This window comes from Neisseria sp. P0021.S006, from assembly GCF_051956895.1.
Window position 1 is genome coordinate 1 of sequence record NZ_JBQCWZ010000846.1, and the last position, 622, is coordinate 622.

The following is a 622-nucleotide window of genomic DNA, read 5'->3' on the forward strand; positions in this document are numbered from 1 at the left end:
GCCATGAAAAACCAAGCCTTTGCTACATCTGGCGGCTATGGCACGGTAATGGACGAAGCTGGCAAATTTACCCATCTTTTTGATCCGCGTACAGGCGGAAGCCAGCCGCGCTATAAAAGCATGAGCGTTATGGTGGAAAGTGCGGCGGTTGCCGATGCTTTTTCTACTGCATTTTCTATTATGGATGAAGCGGCCATCCGTACTGCGGCTCAAGTTAAAAATGCACAGGTTTGGCTGGTGATGACGAATAATGAATTGAAGAAGATTGGAGGCTGAGGGGAAGGCCAGCCTTGCCTGCGATTTTGACTATGTGCATAGGACAGGGAAGGCTCGATTACTGAAATAATGGAGGATAAAAAAAGAAGGGCTGCCCAAGGGGGCAACCCTGAAACTCTTGCAGCTGGGAGTAATTAGCAAGAGATTACGACACTTAAAACAAAAATTCACTCATTTCAAAGCATGAAGCTTTAATATCTAAGCAATACGGTTTCAACCGCTCAAACCCCTTCGATACGGAGAAACACAACATATATGGGAAAATCCGACAAAGTGGTTTGAAGCAATTCAGATGAACGGTCTGTAATGCAGATAACCGGATGTCTTTAGATGAACGGTATAATAT

1 protein-coding gene is annotated in these 622 nt (G+C 44.9%); it reads left to right on the top strand.

Going from position 1 to position 622, the window contains the following annotated elements; genetic code table 11:
• The coding region (locus ACTHUM_RS17460; protein WP_440403620.1) for an FAD:protein FMN transferase at positions 1-276 on the top strand (276 nt) is incomplete at its 5' end.
• Between the last annotated feature and the right edge of the window lie 346 nt (positions 277-622).